14 protein-coding genes are annotated in these 21,425 nt (G+C 42.4%); all 14 read left to right on the top strand.

Going from position 1 to position 21,425, the window contains the following annotated elements; genetic code table 11:
* The first annotated feature begins 6 nt into the window (after positions 1-6).
* The 14 genes from BSCG_RS16470 (at position 7) to BSCG_RS16535 (ending at position 21,392) form a co-directional block, all read left to right on the top strand.
* Complete coding sequence (locus tag BSCG_RS16470; protein WP_032849473.1) at positions 7-1,866, top strand: right-handed parallel beta-helix repeat-containing protein; 1,860 nt, start codon at positions 7-9, stop codon at positions 1,864-1,866.
* A 162-nt stretch (positions 1,867-2,028) separates the two neighbouring features.
* Complete coding sequence (locus BSCG_RS16475; protein ID WP_032849472.1) at positions 2,029-4,233, top strand: alpha-L-rhamnosidase C-terminal domain-containing protein; 2,205 nt, start codon at positions 2,029-2,031, stop codon at positions 4,231-4,233.
* A gap of 183 nt (positions 4,234-4,416) precedes the next feature.
* Complete coding sequence (locus BSCG_RS16480; protein WP_004296070.1) at positions 4,417-5,037, top strand: RNA polymerase sigma factor; 621 nt, start codon at positions 4,417-4,419, stop codon at positions 5,035-5,037.
* A gap of 5 nt (positions 5,038-5,042) precedes the next feature.
* On the top strand, positions 5,043-6,035 hold the full coding sequence (locus BSCG_RS16485) for a FecR family protein (protein WP_008640446.1): 993 nt from the start codon (positions 5,043-5,045) through the stop codon (positions 6,033-6,035).
* A gap of 27 nt (positions 6,036-6,062) precedes the next feature.
* Positions 6,063-6,818, top strand: a complete 756-nt coding sequence (locus tag BSCG_RS16490; protein WP_008775740.1) for a creatininase family protein — start codon at positions 6,063-6,065, stop codon at positions 6,816-6,818.
* Between the two features lie 374 nt (positions 6,819-7,192).
* On the top strand, positions 7,193-10,441 hold the full coding sequence (locus BSCG_RS16495) for a TonB-dependent receptor (RefSeq protein ID WP_032849471.1): 3,249 nt from the start codon (positions 7,193-7,195) through the stop codon (positions 10,439-10,441).
* 20 nt (positions 10,442-10,461) lie between these two features.
* Positions 10,462-12,210 (top strand): RagB/SusD family nutrient uptake outer membrane protein, encoded by a 1,749-nt coding sequence (locus BSCG_RS16500; protein WP_008775738.1) that lies wholly within the window; start codon positions 10,462-10,464, stop codon positions 12,208-12,210.
* 16 nt (positions 12,211-12,226) lie between these two features.
* A complete protein-coding gene (locus BSCG_RS16505) occupies positions 12,227-13,909 on the top strand; it encodes a hypothetical protein (protein ID WP_004296065.1) in 1,683 nt (560 codons plus the stop codon).
* A gap of 13 nt (positions 13,910-13,922) precedes the next feature.
* On the top strand, positions 13,923-15,635 hold the full coding sequence (locus BSCG_RS16510) for a hypothetical protein (protein ID WP_032849504.1): 1,713 nt from the start codon (positions 13,923-13,925) through the stop codon (positions 15,633-15,635).
* A 3-nt stretch (positions 15,636-15,638) separates the two neighbouring features.
* Entirely contained in the window at positions 15,639-17,210 is a 1,572-nt protein-coding gene (locus tag BSCG_RS16515; protein ID WP_008775735.1) for a PQQ-binding-like beta-propeller repeat protein, read from the top strand.
* Between the two features lie 22 nt (positions 17,211-17,232).
* Complete coding sequence (locus tag BSCG_RS16520) at positions 17,233-18,786, top strand: hypothetical protein (RefSeq protein WP_032849470.1); 1,554 nt, start codon at positions 17,233-17,235, stop codon at positions 18,784-18,786.
* A gap of 31 nt (positions 18,787-18,817) precedes the next feature.
* Positions 18,818-19,735: a dihydrodipicolinate synthase family protein gene (locus BSCG_RS16525; RefSeq protein WP_008775733.1), complete on the top strand. Its 918-nt coding sequence runs from the start codon at positions 18,818-18,820 to the stop codon at positions 19,733-19,735.
* A gap of 11 nt (positions 19,736-19,746) precedes the next feature.
* Positions 19,747-20,949: an AGE family epimerase/isomerase gene (locus tag BSCG_RS16530; protein ID WP_008775732.1), complete on the top strand. Its 1,203-nt coding sequence runs from the start codon at positions 19,747-19,749 to the stop codon at positions 20,947-20,949.
* Positions 20,946-21,392, top strand: a complete 447-nt coding sequence (locus BSCG_RS16535) for a YhcH/YjgK/YiaL family protein (protein WP_004296059.1) — start codon at positions 20,946-20,948, stop codon at positions 21,390-21,392. Before BSCG_RS16530 ends, BSCG_RS16535 begins: the two co-directional genes overlap by 4 nt.
* Positions 21,393-21,425: the final 33 nt, after the last annotated feature.

Raw genomic sequence — 21,425 nt, 5'->3', positions numbered from 1 at the left:
AAAATCATGAAAAAGTTATTTGTAACGGCTATATGTATCTTGTGCAGTCACTGGCTATTGGCCGATGAGATATGGATTTCTCCCAAGGGCAGTGACTTCAACGACGGAACTCGTCAATTTCCTAAAGCCACGCTGACTTCTGCCTTACGACAGGCACGAGAATGGCGCAGGACAGAGGATAACCGTATTCAAGGTGGAATCACGATCTATATGGAAGGTGGAACGTATGCTTTCTATGAACCTGTTTTTATCCGTCCGGAAGATAGCGGAACCAAGGAATCGCCCACAATCATTCGTTCGGTAGGCGATGAAAAGGTGATATTGAGTGGGGGAATCAGCATAAATGGTTGGAAGAAGCAAGGGAAAGTTTGGGTAGCAGATGTCCCGGCATTTAATGGACGTCCATTGGATTTCCGCCAGTTGTGGGTGAATGGAAAAAAGGCAGTTCGTGCCCGTGATGTAGAAGATTTCGAAAAGATGAATCGCATTTGCAGTGTGGATGAGAAGAATGAAATTCTTTATGTACCTGCAGTTTCCATTCGCAGACTTATTGATAATAAAGGGAATTTGAAAGCTAAATATGCCGAGATGGTATTACATCAGATGTGGTGTGTNGCCAATCTTCGGATTCGTTCAGTTGAAGTGCAGGGAGACAGCGCGGCAATACGTTTTCATCAACCGGAAAGCCGGATTCAGTTTGAGCATCCCTGGCCGCGTCCGATGGTGACGACGGACGGACATAATTCTGCTTTCTATCTGACAAATGCCCGCGAATTGCAGGATGTACCCGGAGAATGGTATCATGATATAGATGCCCGTAAAGTATATTATTATCCACGGGAAGGAGAGAAGATGCAGGAGGCGGAAGTGATCGTGCCTGCTGTTGAGACATTAGTACGGGTGGAAGGAACTTTGGATCGTCCTGTGTGCCATATTCGTTTTGAGAAAATTACTTTTTCCTATACTACATGGATGCGTCCGTCAGAAAAAGGACATGTACCTCTTCAGGCAGGTATGTATCTGACAGATGGTTACCGGATTGATCCGAAAATGCAACGGAACTACTTGAATCATCCGTTGGATAACCAAGGATGGTTGGGACGTCCCGCAGCTGCTGTTCGTGTGGTTGCTGCAAGGCAGATTGATTTCGAGCGGTGCCGGTTCGAGCATTTAGGCTCAACCGGATTGGATTATGAAGAAGCGGTGCAAGGCGGTGTTGTTCGTGGCTGTCTCTTCCGCGATATTGCCGGAAATGGTCTGTTAGTCGGCAGTTTTTCTCCGGCTGCCCATGAAACGCATTTGCCATACAATCCTGCTGATCGTCGGGAAGTATGCACACAGCAACAAATCAATAATTGCTATTTTACGGAAATAGGCAATGAAGATTGGGGATGTCTTGCCATTGCTGCGGGATATGTAGGGGACGTCAATATCGAGCATAATGAAATCAGTGAAGTGCCTTATAGTGGCATCAGCCTTGGTTGGGGATGGACGCAAACTGTGAATTGTATGCGTAATAACAGAGTACATGCCAATCTGATTCATCATTATGCGAAACACATGTATGATGTGGCAGGTATTTACACACTCGGTTCGCAGCCGAAAAGTTATGTAACGGAGAATTGCGTGCATAGTATTTATAAACCGGGGTATGTACACGATCCTAATCACTGGTTCTATCTTTATACGGATGAAGGTTCTTCCTTTATCACTGTACGTGATAATTGGACAGAAGGAGAGAAGTATCTGCAAAATGCCAATGGTCCGGGAAATGTATGGGAAAACAATGGCCCGAAAGTGGATAGTGTTATTCGTGAACGTGCGGGACTGGAAGCAGGATATAAGGATTTACTAAATATCCAGTAGGTATTGACAAGTCATTTAACTGTAATACGTGATTCGTTCCACAGATATGGAACTAAAGGAAAACAATTGTAGAACTAAAGGGAAACAGATGTGGAACTAAACGTCAACCACTGTGGGACGAATTATTTCTTACGATTCAGTTTGTTAGTAATAGAAAGAAAAATGAAAAAGAAATATATGATATTGCTTAGTGCCTTGTCTTTGGCAAGCAGCACATTTGCCCAGACCTGGATATGGTATCCGGGAGACTACGAAATCTGGCTGGGAAATCAAATGAATAACCGTCGTACGGAACGAGGTGCATTTTTTCCTCCTTTTTGGAAAACGGACAGTCATTATGTTGTCGTAGAATTCAGCAAGCAACTGAATCTTTCCGAGCCGGAAGAAATTTTTATTGCTGCCGAAGGAAAGTACAACGTCAAACTGGATGGAAAGCTCCAGTTCGGTATGCCGGAAACCATGTTGCTTCCGGCCGGAAAACATAATCTGAACATTAAAGTCTGGAATCAGGCAACTCCTCCCACTATTTATGTGAAGGGAAAAACAGTGAATTCAGACTCTTCCTGGCGTGTAACTTACGAAGATAAAGAATGGATTGACGAGAGCGGAAAAGCGAGTGACACATCTGCCACTATCTATATGGATGCCGGATGCTGGAACTTTGACGGAGCTACCCAACGTCCTTCCCAATTCAGTCTGATGCGTGAACCGCAGCAACCTGCTACGAAGACAGAACAGCCCGAAGGAGGTATCCTTTATGATTTTGGAAAAGAAACATTCGGATTTATCACATTGAAGAATCTTTCCGGAAAAGGAAAAATAGAAATTTATTATGGTGAAAGCCCGGAAGAAGCAAAAGATAAAGCATATTGCGAAACATTGGACAAACTCTTGCTCGAACCGGGACAAGTGACCGACCTTGCTATCCGCAGCACTTCTCCCTTGAGTAATTCTGAAAACGAATATACATTGGAGAACAGCAAAGCTTTCCGCTATGTCTATGTAACTCACGAGCCGGGTGTACAGATTGGAGAAGTCTCCATGCAATATGAATATCTTCCTGAAGAATACCGTGGAAATTTTCGTTGCAATGATGAAGAACTGAATCGTATTTGGGAAGTTGGCGCATACACCATGCATCTCACTACCCGCGAATTCTTCATTGACGGTATCAAACGTGACCGTTGGGTATGGAGTGGCGATGCCATCCAAAGTTATTTGATGAATTATTATCTTTTCTTTGATAACGAATCCGTCAAACGTACAATCTGGTTACTTCGTGGCAAGGATCCTGTAACCAGCCACAGTAATACAATCATGGACTATACTTTCTACTGGTTCCTTAGCGTATATGACTATTATATGTATAGTGGCGACCGCCATTTTGTCAACCAACTGTATCCACGTATGCAAACAATGATGGATTACGTGTTGGGACGTACCAATAAGAATGGCATGGTAGAAGGTATGACCGGTGACTGGGTATTTGTGGACTGGGCAGACGGCTATCTGGATAAAAAAGGCGAACTCTCTTTTGAACAAATCTTATTTTGCAGAAGTCTGGAAACGATGGCTTTGTGTGCGGAATTGGTTGGAGATGCCAATGGCAAACAGAAATACGAGAAACTGGCTGCTGCTTTGAAAGCAAAGTTAGAACCTGCCTTCTGGAATAATCAGAAACAGGCATTTGTACATAACTGTGTCAACGGTCAGCAAAGTGATGCGGTCACCCGCTATGCGAATATGTTTTCTGTCTTCTTTCAATATTTGAATGAAGATAAGCAACAAGCCATTAAACAGTCTGTTCTGCTGAATGACAGTATTCTGAAAATAACGACTCCCTATATGCGTTTTTACGAACTGGAAGCACTTTGTGCTCTTGGCGAACAAGATGCTGTAATGAAAGAAATGAAAGCCTATTGGGGAGGAATGTTAAAGGAAGGAGCTACTTCCTTCTGGGAAAAATATAACCCGGAAGAAACCGGAACGCAACATCTTGCCATGTATGGCCGTCCATACGGAAAGAGTTTGTGCCATGCCTGGGGAGCGAGTCCTATCTACCTGTTGGGCAAATATTATCTGGGAGTGAAACCTGTAAAAGAAGGATATAAAGAGTTTGCTATTGCTCCTGTGTTGGGAGGATTGAAATGGATGGAAGGCACTGTACCCACTCCGAATGGCAATATCCATGTCTATATGAACAGCAAAACGATGAAAGTGAAAGCAACAGAAGGGAAAGGCTATCTGACCATCAAAAGCCGTCGTCCACCTAAAGCAAATATCGGAACACCGGAGAAAGTGTCGGAAGGAGTATGGCGCCTCTGGATCGATTCACCCGAAGAAAGAATTGTTACCTATCATTTATAATACATTGTTAATTAGTTAGTGGAGTAGTCCTTGATTAACGGTTCCTCATTTCAAAAGAGGAATTGTTAATCGGGGACTTTTTTCGTAAATACCTCTAGGTTTTCTAAGGAATTTGCTACATTTGCTTTTCATAAAGAGAGAAACATTTAGTTCTTTTGGAAACAAGTAAACAAAATCCGAAGAATGAAAAACAAGATTGACCAATATACTGATACAGATGATGAGAAACTCTTCGCCTTGATTGAACAAGGTGATGAAGGAGCTTTCACCCAAGCCTATGAAAGGTATCATAAACTATTATATGTATTAGCCTATCGTTATTTAATGAGTTCTGATATGGCAGAAGATGTAGTGCAACATGTCTTTAGCCGTTTGTGGGAATTTCGTTCAGAACTACGTGTGGGAATCAGCCTAAAGAACTATCTCTTTACGATGACAAAAAATCATGTCTTGAACTTGATTCGTAATGAAAACAGCGCGATTGCAAAGAACTATGAGATGGCACAAGCCGCTTCGCCTTACGAAGATAATCTGATAGAAAAACTGGAGAAAAAAGAGTTGATGTCCAGTTTTTATAAAGCAGTGGATATGCTTCCTGCGCAAAAACGGGATATTTGCTTGATGAAAGTACAAGAGGAACTGACAAATCAGGAAATTGCGGAACGGATGAATCTATCCGTAAATACTATCAAGACGCATTATTCGGAAGCGTTGAAACTTCTCCGTATCCATCTAAGTAAGATGTTAATAATTGTTGCATTCACCACACTAATGACCTTTCTGAGTGTCCATTTAATAAAGTGATAAAAATGAATAGACCTACTGATAAACAAATAGAAGAAGTCCTGGCAGGAATTGCCAGCCCGGAAGATGCAAAATATGTGGCAGAGTGGTTTGCCACGGAAGAGGGTAGCGACTATCTTGAAGCTGCTATGACACAGGATTCCGAACTGATAAAAAATGAGTTTGCAGACTTGTATGTAGACCATGATATTCCTTCAAAGAAAATATTAGAACAGATACGGAAGAACATTCGTATCAAGAAGTTGAAGCGTATCTGTTTCCGAGTTGCAGCCGTATTGATACCTGTTGTCTTAATTGTCGGACTTTATATGCAACTGAATTCAAAAGTCGACCTGTTCGGCACTTCCGAATACGAAGAAGTAGTGGTGGATAAAGGCGAACGCATACAAATCATGTTTCAGGACGGAACAAAAGTATATATCAATTCTGATTCGAAACTAAGATACCCGAAGAAGTTTGCTTTGAACACCCGGGAAGTTTATCTTGAAGGAGAAGCCTATTTCGTAGTAGCCAAAAATAAGAACCGTCCTTTTATAGTCAATTTAAGTGGACCGGCAATTCATGTATTGGGAACTTCTTTCAATGTACAGGATTACCCGGAGAATAAGGATATAGTAGTATGTCTGGATGAAGGAAATATTAATCTTACCCTTCCTACGGAAAAGAAATACCCGGTGCAACCCGGCGAAAGATTAGTGTACAACAAAGATAACCAGCAGTGTACTATTTCCAAAATGAACGATATGCAACGCCTGTCGATGTGGAAACAGAATGTGATAGTATTTAAAGATACCCCGTTGCCGGAAGTCATTAAAATATTGAACCGCTGGTATAATGTAGAGTTTAAAGTTGAAGATGAAAACGTTTTGAAGTATGTCTATACATTGACTTCGGACAATACATTATTAGAGAAAGTATTAATGGATTTAGAGAAAATCGCTCCGGTGAAGTTTGAATATAATGAAGATAAGAAAGAAGTGATAGTAAAAATGAAATAATATAATCATTAGAAATAAATGGGGTATATGAATAAAGAAGTAGATTTATCCGTATCTTGTTATGGAAAAGTAAAAGACAGGAAATATGATATTGTGATATTGCCGTGGGGAGCTACCGAACCTCATAATCTGCATTTGCCATATATGACAGATTGTATTCTTTCCCATGATGTAGCAGTTGATGCTGCATTGATGGCTAAACAGAAATATGGCGTAAACTGTATGGTTATGCCGCCTATCGGCATGGGTTCACAAAATCCGGGACAACGGGAACTTCCCTTCTGTATCCATACGCGTTATGAAACACAGAAAGCAATACTGACTGATATTGTTTCTTCCCTTTATGTTCAAGGTTTCCGAAAATTGATTATTATCAACGGGCATGGCGGCAATACTTTTAAAAGTATGATTCGTGATTTGTCGGTAGACTATCCTGACTTCCTGATAGCATCGAGTGAATGGTACACCGTGTTAAAGGTAAAGGACTATTTTGAAAATCCGGGTGACCATGCAGATGAAGTCGAGACATCCGTAATGATGCACTATCACCCCGAATTAGTCAATCTTGAAGAAGCAGGGAATGGAGAATATAAAACTTTTGCCATACAATCTTTGAATGAAAAAGTAGCATGGATTCCCAGGAACTGGGGGAAAGTATCTAAAGATACCGGTGTTGGCGATCCACGTGGAGCTTCCGTAGAAAAAGGAAAGAAGTTTGCGGAAGCAGTCGCAGAGAAATATGCAAAGCTCTTTGACGAATTGGTGAATCAGGAACTTTACTAGATTGCAAAAAATTATAGTGACGCTATCCTTTTGTGATAGTGACGGTATCCGGTAAGTATAGCGTCACTATGTGAACAGGATACCGTCACTATCACAAAAGACTGTTTCTAGCGAATTGCCAAGAACACGAATCTATTGTTATAAGTCCTTCTGAAAATAAAATCCGGAAGGACTTTTCTTTTTATATCCCATTTTCCTACAAATAAAAACTAAACTATATCTTGCTGAAAACTAATGTATTATCATACGAAAATTTATTGGAAATAAAAAAACTTCAGAAAAAAACGTTTTTTCCCTCACCCGCTTCTTAATCTCGTGTGTCCACTAAATACAAAGAGATTAAGAACCTATTTATAACTTTAAACAAACTAAGTATGAAGAACAAAGTATTGCTTGTATTGTTATTGAGCTTTGCTGTAAGTCTTGCGGCGTCGGCTCAGAAAATAACAATGAATCTTCAACAAGTCAAGTTGGAGAAAGTCTTTTCGCTCATTACTAAACAGACAGGACTTACGGTAGCATATAGCCGTACGATTGTCAATCCCGAACGGATTGTTTCTGTCCAGGCAAAAGACAAAGACCTTTCTAAAGTATTGGATGATTTATTCGCAGGTACAAATGTAGCTTATGAAATTGGAGAGAAGAAAATATATTTGAAAGCAAAAGAAGCTCCCGTTACATCACAAGGGAGCCAAAAAACAAAGAAAATAACGGGAACCGTGACAGATACCAAAGGCGAACCAGTAATTGGTGCCAGTGTATTGGTGAAAGGAGCGGGGACAGGTACTGTGACAGATGTAGATGGTAACTTTACATTGGATGCTCCGGCAGACGCTCTTCTGGCTGTCAGTTATATTGGTTATAAAACACAGGAAGTAAAGGTTGGGAATAAGAACTCATATTCTATCCAATTGCAGGACGACACCGAAGTACTGGATGAAGTCGTAGTAGTTGGTTACGGCGTGCAGAAGAAATCAAGCCTGACAGGTGCCGTTGCTTCCATCTCTTCTCAGGAAATCAGCAAACAGGTATCATCTAATGTTGCTTCAAGCTTACAGGGGCGTACACCGGGTGTAGACATCGTGCAGCAAGCTGGTGTTGCTGGGGCAGATGTAAACATCGTGATTCGCGGTGCCGCTTCTTTTGGCGCTACCGAACCTCTGTATGTCATTGATGGAGCATTCAGTAATGCCGGATTAAGCTCATTGAATCCCAATGATATTGAATCTATCGAAGTACTGAAAGACGGTGCGGCAGCCGCTATCTACGGTTCACGTGCCGCCAATGGGGTCGTTTTGATTACTACCAAGAAAGGAAAGTCCGGTAAGCCCGTCATTCAGATAGACGGTTCGTTCGCTTTCCAGAAAACGACTAATATTCCGGAGTTCCTCAATGCATCGGAATGGAGAGAGTTTGCCAATATGGTGGCAGATAACAGTGGCTTGCCTCATGCACCGGAGAATGACAATCCCACCAATCCGAACCTGAATACCGACTGGTCAGAAGAATGGATACAGTTTGCTCCGGTATGGAATCTGAATGCCAGTATCGCAGGGGGTGGGGACAACTCTACTTTCAGCACAAGCCTTGGTTATCTTGACCAAACCGGTATGACGATTTATTCGGATTATAAACGTTATAACTTCCGCCTGAATACCTCTTATAAAAAAGGACGTTTCTCATTTTCCGAAACTCTCGGACTGACGCATAAGGATAAAACTCCTACAACAGCTTTCAACATAGCTTTACCAACGTTACCTATTTATGATGAACAAGGACGGTTTACCTCTGGTGGCCCTGATTATTACATCAACCCCGAAGATGGCAAGGCGCAGAATAAGATAGCCCCGTTACATTATACAGACCAGTTTAATAAAGTGACGGATTTAATCGGCTCTTTAAATGCCCAACTGGATATTTGGGGCGGCTTAAAATACAAATTATCGTTAAGTGGAAATTATAGCAATAAGCATAATTACACCCATACCCCCGAGTACTATACAAAGTGGAACTCGGATGGAACTCCCGATAAAGATTATGGCAACACACGTAACAGTGTATCGGAAACAAGAGGTGAAGAGTTCACTTATACGATTGATAACTTGCTGACTTACAACAAAACATTCAACCGTCACTCAATAGACGCTTTATTAGGAACAAGCTGGATGAGAGAATACTATCGTTACATGACCAACTCTACCATTAACGATTTGGGAGGAACGGATATTACCGGATTCCAAAATGAAGATGGTAAGATTTCGGCAGGCGACAGTAATGCAGCATTGCTCTCTTTCTTCGCCCGTGTGAACTACGATTATGATAATAAATATCTGCTATCCTTGAGTATCCGCCGGGATGAATCTTCCAAATTCCATAAAGACAATAGAGTAGGTTACTTCCCCTCTGTCTCTGCCGGATGGAATGTGCACCAGGAAAAATGGTTCCAAAATCCTGTAATGAGCAAATTGAAGATCAGAGCTAGCTACGGTGAGTTGGGTGCCAACTTCCTCAATCCTTATAATTTTGACGCGATAGCTTATGGACCTATTCCTTACACAGTAGGCGGTGAACGTTATGTGACAGGACGCGCAGCCTATCTGAAATCGAAAGACTTGAAATGGGAAACTGCCAAAACCACAGATATTGGTATCGAACTGGGCTTCTTCAACAACGACTTGACCTTGTCATTAGACTATTTCGTGAAAAAGAACGTAGATTTGTTGGCACAGATAGACTTGAACCTGTCTTCCGGGCAAATCTTTGAAATCAACAGTTCACGTGAAAAACCCTACGTTAATACAGCTTCCGTAAAAAACACAGGATGGGAGTTTATGATGAATTACAGGAAACAATTGACGAAAGACTTCCATATAGATGCAACATTCAATATCGCAACGTTGAAGAATAAAGTATTATCATTGGGAGAAAACGTGCAGCCGATTACTTCCGGAGCAATGTCCAGCTATTTTAATGATGCAGCTTCCATTACCATGCCAGGAGAAGCTATCGGTTCATTCTATGGCTATAAGATTGACGGTTTTGATGCGGAAGGAAATTTCATATTTGCGGATACGGACAAGAATGGAGTAGTCAATGCAAATGATAAAGTTATTCTGGGTAGCCCTATCCCTGACTTCACATACGGTTTGAACATCAACATGGAATACAAAGACTTTGATTTGACTGTCTTCTTTCAGGGAGTGCAGGGAAATGATATATTCAATCAGAAAAAGTACACCTATTATTTTGATTATTCCAATAATGTAGTCAAAGAGGCTATGAATGGATGGACGAAAACAAATAGGAATACAGGAATCCCTATTATGAAAACCCAAAACACTAGTGGCGGAAACTCCTTGCCGAGTGAATTTTATATTGAAGACGGTTCCTATTTACGTCTGAAAAACCTTCAGTTAGGCTATTCACTGCCTAAAAAGTGGTTGGAAGCAATCCGGTTCAATAAACTGCGTGTTTATGCAGGCGTACAAAATCTGTTTACGTTGACCCAATACTCCGGTTATGACCCGGAAGTTAGTTCAAATGTATTGTTCTCACGTGGCATTGACATCAGTTCATATCCTAATGCCCGGACATTCACTTTTGGTTTTAACGCTTCATTCTGATAACTAAAAATATGATTAATATGAAAAACTATAAGAAAGTATATGCCGCATTTATCTTGGCGGGCGGCTTGATATTACATGGATGCAACGGTATCTTTGATGACCTGGCAATTAATCCGAACCAGCCGAGTATGGGAGCTTATTTCACCAGTCCGTCCGCTGTTAATGACGCAGTGATGACCATGTACGGATATATGTCTACGCAACGCTGCCTGGGAGCTTCCGGCTCTAAAACAACGATAATCCGCTCCGACGAGGCATCGTCCAATTCGGATTATGGCAAACCGGGCATGTTTGGTGCCGACTTAAATGCCAGTTATTACACTATCGAGCAACCTTATACATTGATGTACACCACTGCTTCTCAAGCATCCTACATTATTGAAACCGCCCCGTCTGTTGATTTCAGCGGTAATGAGGAACTGCGGAACGCATACATGGGGGAAGCTTATTTCTGGAGGGCATTTGCGCATTATTACCTATTGATTAATTTCCGGAATATATCTCCCATCAGACAGATGCCACGCAATGGCGATGACTATGTCCGTCCTTTGGAAAAACCTGCTGCCGTATGGAATTTTATTCAAGAAGACCTGGCACATGCGAAAGAACTGTTGCCCGTGAAGGGATATTGGGACAGCAAGAATGCCGGTCGTGTGACAAAAGCTTCCGCAGCCGCCTTATTGGGAAAAGCTTACCTCTACCGTAGTGGAATCGAACAATATTATGGTGAAGACAAGACTACATTTTACAGTGAAGCTGCCAAAGAATTTGGTGATGTTATAGACGGAAAGTACGGAACTTATGACCTGACTAAAAATTATGCTGATAATTTTGATGTCGCTCATGAAAATAATGAAGAATCAATCCTTGAGTTTCAATTCTTAGGCGATGTCGATAATGCAGGATTCAATCCGGGGCTTGCCACTTCCGGTTTGGCGTTCGATTCACGTGGACTGATGTTACCGGGGGCGGGAGTAGGTTATGAAGGCGTAGTACATAACTGGCTTTATAACGCATTTGTGAATTCGGTAGACAAGGACGGTTATACGGATATCCGGATGTTCTCCACAATGATATTCAATGATTTGGATGCGAGCATTCATTTGAGAAATGATGCAGGCGGCAATCCTGTACGTCTGGAAGGTCCCGGCGGTTATAAATGGGAAGAACTTTATCCTGCAAAGAATGGAAAAGAAGGATTTGCTACCGTGTCCAATCCTTTGGCACATTCATTCAAAGCAGGTATAAGAAAAGGGATTGATTGTTCCATGCCTACACAAACGGAAGCAGACGGGACTCCTAAACTGGTCGGTGTAGGTGCAGGCGTTAAGGAGTATGTATATAATCAGCCCCGTGCCCATGGAGTGAATTGGCGCTATATCCGCTATGCCGATGTGTTGATGATGTATGCGGAAGCTATCGTTAGCGGTGGCACGCAAGCATCAAACATGACTCCCTTGCAGGCGGTAAATAAAGTACGCGGACGTGTCAACATGAGCGAACTCCCTTCGGTAACCATGACTGATATTCAGAATGAAAGAATCCTGGAATTTGCTTTGGAAGGGCATCGTTTCTATGATTTGCTCCGTTGGGGCAAGCTAGCCAGCCGTTTTACAGAGTTGCAGGAATCCGATCCTAACTTCAAGAAGTTCATATCGGCAGATGACTTTAAAGGATTCGTCACCAATAAGCACGAATGGTTGCCGATTCCTATCAATGAAGTGAATTCTAACCCTTATATCACAGAAAATAATCCGGGATATTAACTAAGAAAGAATTAGCATGATAAATTTGAAAAATATTGCGGTACTACTGTTCAGTTTGGTAGTACCGGGGCTCGCTATTGCCCAAACAGAAGTACTTTACAATGGCATACACCTGCCTGAACAATGGCCACCCCGCTATGCGGAACCACAAAAAGCACAAGATATGCCGATACCCTATCTTGAACAAAAGCCGGGAGTAATTCCTGTAAATGTAGGACGGCAACTATTTGTTGATTCTTTTCTGATTGCAGAAACTAATTTGAATAGAGTGATTCATACTCCCCGGTTCTACGAAAGGAATCCGGTACTCGGACCTGATAAGGAATGGGAAAAGACAACCGAAGGCGGACTCTACGCTGCACCCTTCAGTGATGGGATCTGGTATGACGAAAAAGACGGGAAGTTCAAAATGTGGTACTTGGCAGGTGCAGGTGTTCTTCACAAAGGAGACAATCAGACCTTTTATACCGGATATGCCGAATCGGAAGACGGCAAGTACTGGACAAAACCTGTACTGGATATTTGGAACCAAACCAATATTGTAGATACCTGCAATCGTGACGCAGCTACTATTTGGCTGGACAAACAGGAGAAAGACCCGTCCAAACGGTACAAGATGTTCAATGTCGAACGCCGCCCCACCGACCGCAGATGGCAATTTATTTTGAAATACTCATCGGACGGGATTCATTGGGGAGAGGGAGTCGCCCAGTCCGGTGATTTATACGACCGTTCATCCGCATTCTACAATCCGTTCCGTGATGTGTGGGCATTGAGTATGCGTTACGGGACAACAGTTTCTTCCCGCTCACGCAGTTATTTGGAAAATAAAGACCCGGAAATGGCAGTAAGTTTCGCACATCGTATCCGAAAAGGAGTACCTGATAAGAATATGGTCTACTGGTTTACTCCGAGCGATAAAGAGCCGCGTCATCCGGAGTTTCCGGAAGTAGAACCGGGTATTTACAATTTTGATGCCATTGCTTATGAAAGCATTATGTTAGGATTGTACAGTGTATGGCAGGGACCGGAAAATGGAGTTTGTGCCAAACTAGGTATTCAGAAAAAGAATGAAATCTTTCTAGGGTATAGCCGTGACGGCTTCCATTTCTATCGTCCTTCTTTCAAGCCTTTCATGGCAGTGAATGAGACGGAAGGAGCATGGAACTGGGGAAATATGCAGTCTATCAATGGAGTGCCTTTGATAGTAGGAGATTCACTTTATTTCTATTCTAGCGGACGCCAAAGGAACAAGATTATGTGGGATAGCTATACATCTACCGGACTGGCTACTTTGCGCAGAGATGGTTTTGTCTCCATGCATGGAGATAAGGACGGCTATCTGCTGACAGAGAAGGTTCGTTTTGACGGCAAACATCTTTTTATCAATGCAGATGTAAAAGGTAGCTTGGCTGTAGAAATTCTGGATGAAAATGGAAAGCCATTAGAAGGATTCACACGGAAAGACTGTGTACCGATGAAGAAAACAGATAAAACAAAATTGTTGGTTACATGGAAGAAACACCAGAATATAGCATCACTTATCGGGAAGGCTGTCCGTTTGAAGTTCTACCTGGATAACGCTGATATATATGCATTTTGGATTTCTCCGTGGCAAACGGGCGAAAGCCGTGGATATACAAGCGGCGGCGGACCGGGACTGTCAACCTGTGGCATAGATGTTCCTGCAAACAAATAAAAGATAAATGACTATGAAACGTTTATTTTATACATTACTATTTTTCCTGCCTTGTATGCTGATAGCTTGCGGTGGCAGTGATGATACTCCGGATGGAGATAATAATCCCCCGGTAGTGGCTCCCCCTTGCGAAGAGCCGGTAGATTCACGGCTATTGTACAATGGTATTCGTCTGCCCGAACAGTGGCCGCCGGTACGTTCATCTTCGTCTGAACTGGAAAAAGGAATGTCACCTTTTTATCTGTCGGATAAACCTTCTGTTATTAATATCTCGGTAGGACGCCAGTTATTTGTAGACAATTTCCTGATAGAATCCACTAATCTGAAACGTACGTTCTATTATCCTGAATATTATTCAGGCAATCCGATACTGACACCAGAACAGGATTGGGAGAAAACTGGAACAAAAGGTGCGGCATTCGCCGCTCCTTTCAGCGACGGGGTATGGTATGACGAAAAGGAAGGAAAATACAAAATGTGGTACATGGCAGGTGGTGGCTCCTATGCAACTAGCGGAGCAGGAGTGACTTGTTATGCGGAATCAACGGACGGTATTCACTGGACAAAACCCACTCTTTCCGTTGTAGCCGGAACAAATATCGTTGACTATAACTCAGAACGTGACGCGTCTGTTATTTGGCTGGATAAACAGGAAAGTAATGCTTCGAAAAGATACAAGATGTTTTTAGTTGCCCGTGAATCCGGGAAATGGAGATACCATTACAAGACTTCCCCGGACGGCAAAGTCTGGCGTGCCGCAGTTCAATCGGAACCGATTGCCGACCGTTCAACAGTATATAAAAATCCTTTCAGAAACGTTTGGGTATATAGTATGCGGCATAATGTTCGGGTGGATGCGAATAAGCTGGTACGTGCGAGGGATTATAATGAAAACACCGATCCGGAAGCCGGAACAAAGAAAGCGGAAGCATTATTGAGTGCATTCTGGTTTGGTCCGTGGGCTAATGAGCAACACCATACAGACTATCCGAATATAGCGCCTGCGATATATAATCAGGATGCCACGCCTTATGAAAGCATTATGCTGGGATTCTTCTCCGTTTGGCAAGGGCCGGAAAATGATGTTTGTGCTTCGGACAACGTAATCAAGAGAAATCAAGTTATGGTAGGATATAGCCGTGACGGTTACAGTTGGTTCCGTGAGGATATGAATCCTTTCCATGCCGTAAATACGACCACCTCGGACGCATGGAATCAAGGTAACCTGCAATCCGTAGCCGGAGCACCGTTAATAGTAGGTGACAAACTCTATTTCTATCTGAGCGGTCGTCGTTTGAGAGGCACTCAAGAGATTACCACTACCGGGCTTGCCATGCTTCGTCGCGATGGATTTGCATCTATGAAAGGAACAGGAGAGTTGCAAACTTCCTTACTGAAATTTGACGGTTCGTACTTCTTTGTCAATGCCAATGTCACGGGAGAAATGAAAGTGGAACTTTTAGATCCCAATAATAAAGTAATCGAAGGATTCTCAAAAGATGAGTGCAAAGCCTTTAAAGGGGATAATGTAAAAGCGAAGATAGAATGGACAGGCAACGCTTCATTAGCCTCTTTGAAGAACAAACAACTGAAAGTGAAATTCTATATTGATAACGGTGAAATATTTGCTTTTTGGATTTCTCCTTCTGCGAATGGAGAGAGTATGGGATACACCGCTGGCGGAGGTCCCGGGTTGAATATTTCCGGAATAGATAAAACCAATTAAAAAATGAATACTATGAACAGATTAGCTTATTTATTATCATTGATTTGTATTCTTGCATTTTCTTCTTGCGAAGAGGATAAAGTATATTATCACACTGCGGCAAAGGCAGACTTCACCATTGGTGAGAATATGTATGAACTGGGACAGACTGCTGTTTTTAAAGATGCTTCCATACCCGATGAAGGAAGCCGGATAGTAGCATGGTTATGGGAGTTTGGCGATGCAAAAAAATCCGTCTCGACGGAACAGAATCCAACTTTCGTTTATCCGTCGGACGGTACATTTACCATTAAACTGACGGTGACTGATGATAACGGCTTGAGCGCCACAGCTAAGAAGGACCTTACCATCTTAGACCCGGCTAAAGCAATCAATGTAATGTGGCAGAAAGAAATGGGCGGACCTATTGAAAGTACAGTCTCACCCGCATTGTCGGCTGACGGTAAAACGGTTTATATGATTACCGACCAGACTTCCACAGGAGCATTTGACGTGAAACTTTATGCTTATGATACAGAAAACGGAACACAGAAATGGGCATTTGACGTAACTGCCAATATGAATGAACTGAATCCGGGCGGAGGGGCAAGTATGGTATATGCAAGTCCGGCAGTAGGACCGAATGGAGATGTGTATATTGTGGTTCGTGATTTGAAGCCAGCTACTGCTGAACACCCCCGTGCTTTGTTTTTATTTGCTGTAGGAAGTAATGGTAGCAGAAAATGGGCATACAAAGCTGCCGATTCTAATTTGTATGCTGTCACTCCGGCTATTGATGCATCCGGTAATATTTACTTCGGACATAGAGGAAAGAAAATAATCGTATTAAGTCCTGCCGGTGATATAGTCAAAGAAATAGCTTTAGATGTAGAAGTGTTGTCCGGTATGTCTCTGTCCAAAGACGGAACTGTCTATTTCGGCTCTTCCAAGAATACGGGATATTTCGGTTATGATTTTGCTACCGGTACTCAAAAGTTTGTCTATCAGAAAGATTTGGGTGGTACAGCATTGAAAGGAAATTCTTATACGATAGGAGCGGATGGAACCATTTATACCATAGCCGAACTGACATCAGGTGGCGCTATCATAGCTCTGAATCCTGACGGAACGGAAAAATGGGTGTACAAGACTCCGGGAGCCATTGTCAACGGTGGTGTTGTGATTGGTACGGATGGAACGCTTTATGCCAACGGTGGAAATGCTGTTGCCGGTGAAGCTTCGGCAGGTGTTTTCGCTTTGAATTCGGACGGTTCTTTAAAATGGCATTATGCTACAACGGAGGACGTTAACAACTGCGTACCAATCATCGATAACAGAGGATATATCCATATCATCTCGAACAAAGCCGTCTATTATATAGTGAAACAAGACGGTAGTTTACTTGCATCCGCAGAGTTAGGCGTTAAATGTACTTCCAGTCCGGTAATGGATTCAAGAGGATATTTATATGTCGGCATTGAAGCTGTTGCAGGTGCATCTGATATGGTATGTATCTCATCTGGAGCTACTTCCTATGCGAACTCTGGATGGCCGATGAAAGGCCAGAATCCGCAACGGACAGGTTTGCAAAAGTAAGTAGTTTAAAATGTCGACGATTATGAAGAAATATTCTTTATTGGCAGTTTTCTTATTATTAATGTGCAATGTTTCGGTATGCGGGCAAACAGGACGTATCCTTTTTGTGGATACAACATTCATTGAGAAAACAAATCTGCAACGAATACATCATTCGCCCATCTATTATTCTGGCAATCCTGTTTTGAAAGCTGATAAAAAATGGGAATTGAATATAAATGGCGACCCTTATGCCGCTCCATTCAGCGGTGGCGTATGGTATGATGAAGAAGAACATAAATTCAAGATGTGGTATTCTGCCGGTGGCGGAAAGTTATTAGGACTCGTCACTTGCTATGCAGAGTCGTCCGACGGGAAAGTCTGGATAAAACCGGAGCTGGACGTTGTTCCGAGAACCAATATCGTAGATACATTAGAGCATGATTGCGTTTCCGTGTTGCTTGATAAATTTGAGAAAGACCGGACGAAGCGTTATAAAATGTTTGTTGTAGAATTTAATAATCGCTTCACAGTCAGCATGAAACTCAAATATTCTTCTGACGGAATCCATTGGAGTGAGCCGAAAGCTCTTTCGGGAGAATTGTACGACCGTTGTGCGGCTTATTACGACCCGTTTCGCAAGAAATATGTCCTGTCATTGAAAACCATAAATGGAGTGTATAGGCGTTCACGCAATTATTTGGAACATGAAGATCCGGAAATGCTGGTTAGCCTGGCACATAGGATATATGACAACAAGAGTGATAAGTTTATCCGTTATTGGTTTAATGCCGATGCCGATGACCCGCGTCATCCTCAATTTCCCGAACTGCGTCCACAGATATACAATCATGAAGCAATGCCGTATGAGGGCTGTATATTAGGCTACTTCACCGTTTGGCAGGGACCGGAGAACAATGTTTGTGACAGTCTGAACATTCAAAAAAGGAATGAAGTCCTGATAGGTTGGAGCAAAGACGGTTTTCATTGGAACCGGGAAAACAAGAAACCATTTCTTCCTGTCAGTGAGGACTTTCATGCATGGAATGCAGGCAATGTACAGTCTACTGCGGGTAGCCCTCTGATAGTCGGAGACTCTCTTTATTTTTATGTCAGTGGACGCTATAACAGCAAGCCGAAACATGATTCCAATTTTGCCACAGGACTTGCGATGCTTCGTCGTGATGGTTTTGTTTCGATGCGGGCAGGAAGAAAAGAAGGATATATAGAAATAAAAACTCAGATTCCGGCAAATGGAAACTATTTGTTTGTAAATGCAGATGTGAAGGGAACTTTAGCGGTAGAAGTGTTGGATGATAACGGTCAGCCAATGGAAGGATTTACAAAGAAAGACTGCATATCAATGAAAAAATCGGATAAAACGAAACAGATGATTTCATGGGAAAAACATCCAGGCGTAACATCACTGGTGGGGAAAACAGTCCGGTTGAAGTTTTATCTGAATCAGGCGGATATCTATGCATTTTGGATTTCGGCATGGCAAACAGGCGAAAGTGGTGGATATACCGGCGGTGGAGGACCGGGACTATCAGACGAGGGTATAGATACCCCCATGGATAAATTGAAAAATAACTAAATATATTAAACTTAAAAAAAGAAACTGTATTATGGAAAAGATTATAGGATTAATCAATGCTCCTTTTACTCCGTTTTATGAAAATGGAGAAGTAAATTATGAACCAATCGAAGCCTATGCAAAGCTACTTGTAAAAAATGGCTTGAAAGGTGTTTTCATCAACGGTTCTTCTGGAGAAGGGTATATGTTGACTGATGAAGAACGAATGAAGTTGGCAGAACGTTGGATGGAAGTTGCACCGGATGGTTTTAAGGTTATTGTACACGTGGGGAGTTGCTGCGTAAAGTCAAGCCGGATGCTGGCGGAACATGCCCAGAAAATCGGAGCTTGGGGAATTGGTGCAATGGCACCTCCTTTCCCGAAAATAGGACGAATAGAAGAATTGGTAAAGTACTGCGAAGAAATCGCTGCCGGAGCACCGAAGCTGCCCTTCTATTATTATCACATTCCTGCATTCAATGGAGCATTCTTATCGATGCTTGCTTTCCTGAAAGCTGTTGAAAACCGTATTCCCAATTTTACGGGAATCAAATATACCTTCGAAAGCCTGTATGAATACAATCAATGTCGTTTGTATAAAGACGGCAAGTTCGATATGCTTCACGGGCAGGATGAAACCATTCTTCCTTGTCTCGCAATGGGAGGGGCGCAAGGCGGAATCGGTGGAACAACCAACTATAACGGTATAAACCTGGTAGGTATCATTGATGCTTGGAAAGCCGGTGAATTAGAGAAAGCCCGTGAATTGCAAAACTTCTCTCAGGAAGTGATTAACGTAATCTGCCATTTCCGTGGGAATATTGTTGGTGGCAAACGTATCATGAAGCTTATCGGACTTGATTTGGGCGGCAACCGTACTCCTTTCCAAAACATGACCGCTGACGAAGAAAAACAAATGAAAGCGGAGCTGGAAGAAATCCGGTTCTTCGAACGTTGCAATAAATTCTAACAGGAGGATGTATGAAGAATATTACTGACTATATACAACAATGGGCTAATACCTATAAGGATGATATGCTGAATAATATCATGCCCTTTTGGATAAAGTATGGACTGGATAGAGTGAATGGTGGTATATATACTTGTGTAGATCGCGACGGTGCATTAATGGATAGTACAAAATCCGTTTGGTTTCAGGGGCGTTTTGCATTTACTTGTTCCTATGCCTATAATCATATAGAAAAGAACCCGGCATGGCTGCAAGCCGCAAAAAGCACACTAGACTTTATAGAGAAGTATTGCTTTGATTCGGATGGGCGTATGTACTTTGAAGTGACAGCGGACGGTCGCCCTTTACGTAAGCGCCGTTACATTTTCTCCGAGTCATTTGCAGCCATAGCGATGTCCGAATATTCGATAGCGTCGGGGGATAAGACGTATGCGGTGAAGGCACTCGAACTGTTCAAACGTATGCAATATTTCCTGCAAACTCCTGGGCTGCTTGCTCCCAAATATACAGATACGCTCCCCATGAAAGGACATTCCATCACCATGATATTGATAAATGTAGCTTCCCGAATCAGGGAAGCTATTCAAGACGAATGTCTGACACAGCAGATTGACGAGTCCATTAGCTGTCTGGAAAAAGATTTCCTACATCCGGAGTTCAAGGCATTATTGGAAACCGTAGGACCGAACGGAGAATTTATAGACTCCAATATGGGACGTACCATCAATCCGGGGCATTGTATCGAAACAGCTTGGTTTTTACTGGAAGAATCCAAGCTCCGGGGAAGGGATCAAAACATAAAAGAACTGGGGCTGAAAATTTTAGACTGGTCATGGGAGTGGGGCTGGGACAAAGAATTCGGCGGTATTATCAATTTCAAAGATTGCAGGAATCTTCCTTCGCAGGACTATGCGCAGGATATGAAATTCTGGTGGCCGCAAACAGAAGCAATTATCGCTACCCTGTATGCCTATCTGATGACGAAAGAAGAGAAATGCCTGAAGATGCATCAACAAATCAGCGAGTGGACATATACACATTTCCCGGACAAAGAATACGGAGAGTGGTATGGCTATCTGCATCGGGATGGAACGGTCGCCCAGCCGGCAAAAGGAAATTTGTTTAAAGGACCTTTTCATATCCCTCGCATGATGACAAAAGGATATATGCTTTGTGAGGAAATAATGTCTGAAATAAAAAAAGAAATAAGATGATTGTATCCAATTTACAAAATAGCCAACGGGTGGAGAAACTTCACCCGTTGTTCAAACAGCTTTTCGATTATGTGAAGTCGCACGATCTGTTGCACGAGGAACTGGGAACTATCAGACTGGATGGTGATAATCTGATTGTCAATAATATCTATCCTGAATGTATTCCTGAAGGAAAGCGTTTATTAGAACTGCATCACGATTATATTGATGTGCACATATTGCTTGAAGGCAAAGAAACCATTGGTTGGAAAGCCTTGGAAGAATTAAAAGTGGAAAGGCAAGCTTATGATAAAAAGAGTGATTGTGCCCTATATGGTGACGTTCCTACTACTTTCATCAATCTCTTGCCCGGACAATTCGTCATTGTGTATCCGGAGGACCCCCATGCTCCGGCTATCGGTAAAGGCTGGATACGCAAACTGATAGCTAAAGTAAAAGTCTAAGTAAACAGTCTCAAAAATCTTTTAAATACAACT

Origin of the sequence: Bacteroides sp. 2_2_4 (assembly GCF_000157055.1) — a bacterium.
Lineage (GTDB): Bacteria > Bacteroidota > Bacteroidia > Bacteroidales > Bacteroidaceae > Bacteroides > Bacteroides ovatus.
The sequence above is the reverse complement of the archived record's forward strand: the minus strand, read 5'-3'. Positions and strand labels throughout refer to the sequence as shown.

Bases quoted from the DNA above. Each gene is read 5' to 3' on its own strand.
- BSCG_RS16490 (WP_008775740.1), top strand. From the start codon at position 6,063: ATGAATAAAGAAGTAGATTTATCCGTATCTTGTTATGGAAAAGTAAAA.
- BSCG_RS16515 (WP_008775735.1), top strand. From the start codon at position 15,639: ATGAATACTATGAACAGATTAGCTTATTTATTATCATTGATTTGTATT.
- BSCG_RS16500 (WP_008775738.1), top strand. From the start codon at position 10,462: ATGAAAAACTATAAGAAAGTATATGCCGCATTTATCTTGGCGGGCGGC.
- BSCG_RS16510 (WP_032849504.1), top strand. From the start codon at position 13,923: ATGAAACGTTTATTTTATACATTACTATTTTTCCTGCCTTGTATGCTG.
- BSCG_RS16535 (WP_004296059.1), top strand. From the start codon at position 20,946: ATGATTGTATCCAATTTACAAAATAGCCAACGGGTGGAGAAACTTCAC.
- BSCG_RS16505 (WP_004296065.1), top strand. From the start codon at position 12,227: ATGATAAATTTGAAAAATATTGCGGTACTACTGTTCAGTTTGGTAGTA.
- BSCG_RS16485 (WP_008640446.1), top strand. From the start codon at position 5,043: ATGAATAGACCTACTGATAAACAAATAGAAGAAGTCCTGGCAGGAATT.
- BSCG_RS16520 (WP_032849470.1), top strand. From the start codon at position 17,233: ATGAAGAAATATTCTTTATTGGCAGTTTTCTTATTATTAATGTGCAAT.
- BSCG_RS16480 (WP_004296070.1), top strand. From the start codon at position 4,417: ATGAAAAACAAGATTGACCAATATACTGATACAGATGATGAGAAACTC.
- BSCG_RS16525 (WP_008775733.1), top strand. From the start codon at position 18,818: ATGGAAAAGATTATAGGATTAATCAATGCTCCTTTTACTCCGTTTTAT.
- BSCG_RS16475 (WP_032849472.1), top strand. From the start codon at position 2,029: ATGAAAAAGAAATATATGATATTGCTTAGTGCCTTGTCTTTGGCAAGC.
- BSCG_RS16495 (WP_032849471.1), top strand. From the start codon at position 7,193: ATGAAGAACAAAGTATTGCTTGTATTGTTATTGAGCTTTGCTGTAAGT.
- BSCG_RS16530 (WP_008775732.1), top strand. From the start codon at position 19,747: ATGAAGAATATTACTGACTATATACAACAATGGGCTAATACCTATAAG.